Below are 5,839 nucleotides of genomic sequence, written 5' to 3'. Positions count from 1 at the left end.
CGAGTACGGTCTCGATCTCGCCGAGTTCGATGCGGAAGCCGCGGATTTTGACCTGGTCGTCGGCGCGTCCGGCGAACTCCAGGGTGCCGTCGGGGGTCCAGCGGGCGATGTCGCCGGTGCGGTAGATGCGTGTGCCGGGCGGGCCGTAGGGGTTGGCGAGGAAGCGTTCGGCGCTCAGTGCGGGGCGGTTGAGGTAGCCGCGTGCGAGTCCTTCGCCGGTGACGTAGAGCTCTCCGGCGACGCCGACGGGGGCGGGACGCAGCCGGGCGTCGAGGACGTAGGCGCGGGTGTTGATGACGGGGGTGCCGATGGGCACAGGGCCGTCGGCGGTGAGGGGTGTGCTGATGGTGGCGGCGACGGTGGCTTCGGTGGGGCCGTAGGCGTTGACCATGCGGCGGCCGGGTGCCCAGCGGGCGACGAGTTCGGGTGGGCAGGCGTCGCCGCCGACGATCAGGGTCTGGAAGTGGGTGAGGTGGGTGGCTGCTTCGGTGGGGACGCTGGCGAGTGCGGCCGGGGGGATGAGGGCGTGGGTGACCCGGTGGTCGCGGAGGACTTCGACGAGGGTTTCGCCGACCAGGGGGCCGGGGGGTGGGACGACGAGGGTGCCACCGGCGCCGATGGCCGTGCAGAGTTCGAGTACGGAGGCGTCGAAGCTGGGTGAGGAGAACAGGAGTACGCGTGAGTCGGCGTGGGCGGTGAAGCGTTCGACGCAGGAGGTGGTGAAGGCGGCCAGGCCTCGGTGGGAGACGACCACGCCCTTGGGGCGTCCGGTGGATCCGGAGGTGTAGATGACGTAGGCGGGGTGGTCCGGTCGTAGAGCAGGGGGGCTGACCGGGGATCCGTCCGTGCCGGGGTTGGTGTCGACGGTCAGCCAGTGTGCTCCGCCGCCCACACCGGCCAGCCGCTCGGCGGTTGCTTCGGTGGAGAGGATGAGGGCGGGTGCGGCGTCGCCGAGGATGTACGCGATGCGGTCGAGCGGGTAGTCGGGGTCGACGGGCAGGTAGGCGCCGCCGGCCTTGAGCACGGCGAGTTGGGCCACGACCATCTCGACCGAGCGGGGCAGCACCAACGCTACGAGGCGTTCGGGGCCCACTCCGGCGTCGATGAGGACGCGGGCGAGCCGGTTGGCTCGTTCGTCCGTCTCCCGGTACGTCAGTGACTCCTCGCCGTGCACGACCGCGACCGCGTCCGGGTCCCGTTCCACGGACGTGGCGAACAACTGCGGGAACGTCACGGGCAGCACATCACCGCGCGCCGTGTCGTTCCACTCCACCAGCACCCGATGCCGTTCCTCGGGGGACAGCAACTCGGCGTCGCCGACGGCCCGGTCCGGGTCGGCGCTGAACTGACCGATCAGGCCGACCAGCCAGTCCATCCAGCGCACCATCTCGGCACGCTCGAACAGCTCGCCCCGGTACTCGAACTTCAGCAGCAGTTCACTGGTCGGAACGGCGATCAGCGAGATCGGGTAGTGGTTCGCGTCCCGCGCCTCCAGGCCGGTGATCCGCTGACCCTCGGTGGGCCTGCCGAGCGAGCCGGTGTCCATCGGGTAGTTCTCGGTGACGGTGAGGGTGTCGAAGAGCTGGTCGACGCCCTGGGCGCGCAGGATGTCCGGCAGGCCGAGGTACTGGTGGCCCATCAGCTCGGTCTGCCGGCTCTGCAGGTGGCCCACCAGTTCCGCCCACGACTCGCCGGGCCGTACCCGGACGCGTACCGGCAGGGTGTTGATGAACAGGCCGACCATGTTCTCCACGCCGTCGATCTCCGCCGGGCGTCCGGAGACCGTGCCGCCGAAGACGACGTCGTCGCGTCCGGTCAGCCGTCCCAGCAGCACACCCCAGGCCGCCTGGACCACGGTGTTGAGGGTGACACCGCAACGCCGGGCCGCCGCGTTCAGCGCGGTGGTCAGCTTCTCGGGCACACGGAACAGCAGCTCGTCCGGCACGGTCGCCCGGCGGCCGGAGTCCTCCGGCGCGATCAGCGTCGGCTCGCTGACGCCTTCGAGCACCCGCTGCCACGCGGCGAGCGCGGTCCCGCGGTCCTGCCGGCCCAGCCAGGACAGGTACTCCCGGTAGGGGGTGGGCGTGGGCAGGTCCCCGCCCGCGTACAGCACGAACAGATCGCGCATCACCAGCGGCGCGGACCAGCCGTCCAGCAGGATGTGGTGGGTGGTGAGGACGAACCGGCAGCGGTTGTCGCCCAGGTGGACGAGGGTGAACCGGAACAGCGGCGGCCGCTCCACCTCGAACCGGTCCACGCGGTCGGCGGCCATGAACCCGGCCAGTTCGGCGTCCCGCTCCTCGGGCGCAAGACCGCTGAGGTCCACCTCGCGCCACGGCAGCTCCACCCCGCGCCGTACCACCTGCACGGGACGGTCCAGGCCCTGCTGCCGGAACGCGGCCCGCAGGTTGGCGTGCCGGTCCAGCAGCCCGGCCGCGGCCTCCCGGAGCCTCACGGCGTCCAGGCCGCCCTCGACGTCCACGGCGATCTGGATGTTGTAGACGTCGGGGGAGTGCTCGTCGAACTGGGCGTGGAAGAGCAGGCCCTCCTGCAACGGGGTGAGCGGCAGTACGTCTTCGAGCTGCTCCGGGTCGGCCGCCTCCACCATGTCGATCTGGGCCTGGGTCAGCGGCACCAGCGGGAGGTCGGAGGGGCTGTGGCCACCCGCCGACGGGCGCGCCACGTGTGCGACCAGGGCGCCGAGCGCCTCGAACCAGGTCTCGGCGAGCTCGCGCACCTCCTCCCCGGTGAACAGCGCGTCCGCCCAGGACCAGACAGCGATCAGCCGCGGGCCGTCGGCACGGTCCTGGGTCTGCGCGTTCAGGTCGATGCTGTGGCTCAGCGGTACGTCGGTGTCGCCGCCACCGCCGAGTCCACCGGACTCCGGGGCCGGGCTCCACTCCTCCGGCGTGGCGTGCGCCGCCTCCTCGGCGATGGCGAAGCGGCCCAGGTAGTTGAAGCCGATCTGCGGCTTGGGCAGGCCCGCCAGCATCATGCTGGTCTGCGGGTTGAGGTAGCGCAGCAGGCCGTACCCGATGCCGTTCTCCGGCAGCCTGCGCAGCTGCTCCTTGACCTCCTTCAGGGCCCGGCCTGCCGAGGGACCCCCGGCGCAGAACTCGGTCCAGTCCAGCGGGCCCGGGTCGACCCGGACCGGGAAGAGGCTGGTCAGCCAGCCGACGGTGCGGTGCAGGTCGACACCGTCGACGATCTCCTCGCGGCCGTGGCCCTCGAGGTCGATCAGCACGCCCGTGTGGTCGCCCTGGTCGTGCGTCTGCCGCCACCGCGCCACGGCCGCGCCGAACGCGGTGAGCAGGACGTCGTTGACCCGGGCGTGGAACGCAGCCGGCACGGTGGTCAGCAGCGCCGCCGTCAGCTCGGTGGGCAGGACCAGCGACATCGTGCGCGCGGTCGCGGTGATGTCCCGTCGCGGGTCGAGAGGTTGGGGGGTCAGCAGCGGGTCGGAGTCGCCGAGCACGTCCAGCCAGGTCTCCAGCTCCCCGACCCGCTCGGCGTCCTGCGCGGCCTCGGTCAGCCGCTGGGCCCAGGTGCGCAGCGAGGTGCCCACCGGCGCCAGCTCCGGTGTCCGGCCGGCCGCCACCTCGGCCCAGGCCTGGGCCAGGTCGGGCAGCAGGATCCGCCAGGAGACACCGTCCACGACCAGGTGGTGCACGACCAGCAGCAGTCGGCCGGGGGCGCCGGGCCCCGCGTCGAACCACACCGCCTGCACCATCGCGCCGGTCTCCGGGTCCAGCCGGTCCCAGGCCGCCTGGACGTGCTCACCGATACGGGCGTTGGCCTCCTCTCGGCCCAACCCGGCGACGTCGACCCGGCGGACGCAGTCGGCGGCGCGCAGTTCACCGCGGGGAGGAATGTCCAGGTTCCAGATCAGGCCGCCGGTGCGGCGCAGCCGCATCCGCAGCGCGTCGTGGTGGTCGAGGACCGTCTGGAGAGCGGCTTCCAGGCGCTGCAGACCGAGGTCGGCCGGGACGACCACCATCATGGTCTGGTTGAAGCGCCGGATCGGGCCGCCGCGCTCCCGCATCCAGTGGATGATCGGGAGCAGCGGCACGGAGCCGACGCCGTCGGTGTCCCCGCCGCTGCCGGAGGACGCCCCGGCACCGGGACCGCCTGCGACGGCCGCCAGACGGGCGACGGTCTTGTGCTCGAACACGTCTCGCGCGGTGAACGCGACGCCGGCCGCGCGCGCCCGGCTGACCAGCTTGATGGAGACGATGCTGTCGCCGCCGAGGTCGAAGAAGCTGTCGTCGATGCCGACCTCGGACAGTCCGAGCACCTCCGCGAAGAGCCCGCACAGGATCCGCTCGGTCTCGTTACGTGGCTCCCGGCCGCCCGGGGAGGAGGTGAACTCGGGTGCGGGCAGGGCCTTGCGGTCGAGCTTGCCGTGGGCGGTGAGCGGCAGTGCGTCGAGCTCGACGAACGCGGCGGGCATCATGTGGTCGGGCAGGGTGGCGCTCACCAGCTCCCGCAGCCGCGCGGTGTCGATCTCGCAGCCGGCGGCGGGCACGAGATAGGCGACGAGCTGCCTGCGGTGCTCCGCGTCCTCCCGCGCGTGCACCACGGCCCGGGCGACGGCGGAGTCTTCGGCGAGTACGGTCTCGATCTCGCCGAGTTCGATGCGGAAGCCGCGGATTTTGACCTGGTCGTCGGCGCGTCCGGCGAACTCCAGGGTGCCGTCGGGGGTCCAGCGGGCGATGTCGCCGGTGCGGTAGATGCGTGTGCCGGGCGGGCCGTAGGGGTTGGCGAGGAAGCGTTCGGCGCTCAGTGCGGGGCGGTTGAGGTAGCCGCGTGCGAGTCCTTCGCCGGTGACGTAGAGCTCTCCGGCGACGCCGACGGGGGCGGGACGCAGCCGGGCGTCGAGGACGTAGGCGCGGGTGTTGATGACGGGGGTGCCGATGGGCACAGGGCCGTCGGCGGTGAGGGGTGTGCTGATGGTGGCGGCGACGGTGGCTTCGGTGGGGCCGTAGGCGTTGACCATGCGGCGGCCGGGTGCCCAGCGGGCGACGAGTTCGGGTGGGCAGGCGTCGCCGCCGACGATCAGGGTCTGGAAGTGGGTGAGGTGGGTGGCTGCTTCGGTGGGGACGCTGGCGAGTGCGGCCGGGGGGATGAGGGCGTGGGTGACCCGGTGGTCGCGGAGGACTTCGACGAGGGTTTCGCCGACCAGGGGGCCGGGGGGTGGGACGACGAGGGTGCCACCGGCGCCGATGGCCGTGCAGAGTTCGAGTACGGAGGCGTCGAAGCTGGGTGAGGAGAACAGGAGTACGCGTGAGTCGGCGTGGGCGGTGAAGCGTTCGACGCAGGAGGTGGTGAAGGCGGCCAGGCCTCGGTGGGAGACGACCACGCCCTTGGGGCGTCCGGTGGATCCGGAGGTGTAGATGACGTAGGCGGGGTGGTCCGGTCGTAGAGCAGGGGGGCTGACCGGGGATCCGTCCGTGCCGGGGTTGGTGTCGACGGTCAGCCAGTGTGCTCCGCCGCCCACACCGGCCAGCCGCTCGGCGGTTGCTTCGGTGGAGAGGATGAGGGCGGGTGCGGCGTCGCCGAGGATGTACGCGATGCGGTCGAGCGGGTAGTCGGGGTCGACGGGCAGGTAGGCGCCGCCGGCCTTGAGCACGGCGAGTTGGGCCACGACCATCTCGACCGAGCGGGGCAGCACCAACGCTACGAGGCGTTCGGGGCCCACTCCGGCGTCGATGAGGACGCGGGCGAGCCGGTTGGCTCGTTCGTCCGTCTCCCGGTACGTCAGTGACTCCTCGCCGTGCACGACCGCGACCGCGTCCGGGTCCCGTTCCACGGACGTGGCGAACAACTGCGGGAACGTCAC

The 5,839-nt window shown here is 72.1% G+C and carries 1 protein-coding gene; it reads right to left on the bottom strand.

Translation table 11 applies throughout. The annotated features are described in order from the left end of the window. Positions 1–5,839, bottom strand: a 5,839-nt coding sequence (locus tag ACTYVM_RS36940; protein WP_445530117.1) for a non-ribosomal peptide synthetase, incomplete at both ends; no start/stop codon positions are given.

This window comes from Streptomyces cyslabdanicus (genome assembly GCF_052663305.1).
Note: the sequence above shows the minus strand (reverse complement) of the source record. Positions and strands in the feature narration are given on the sequence as shown.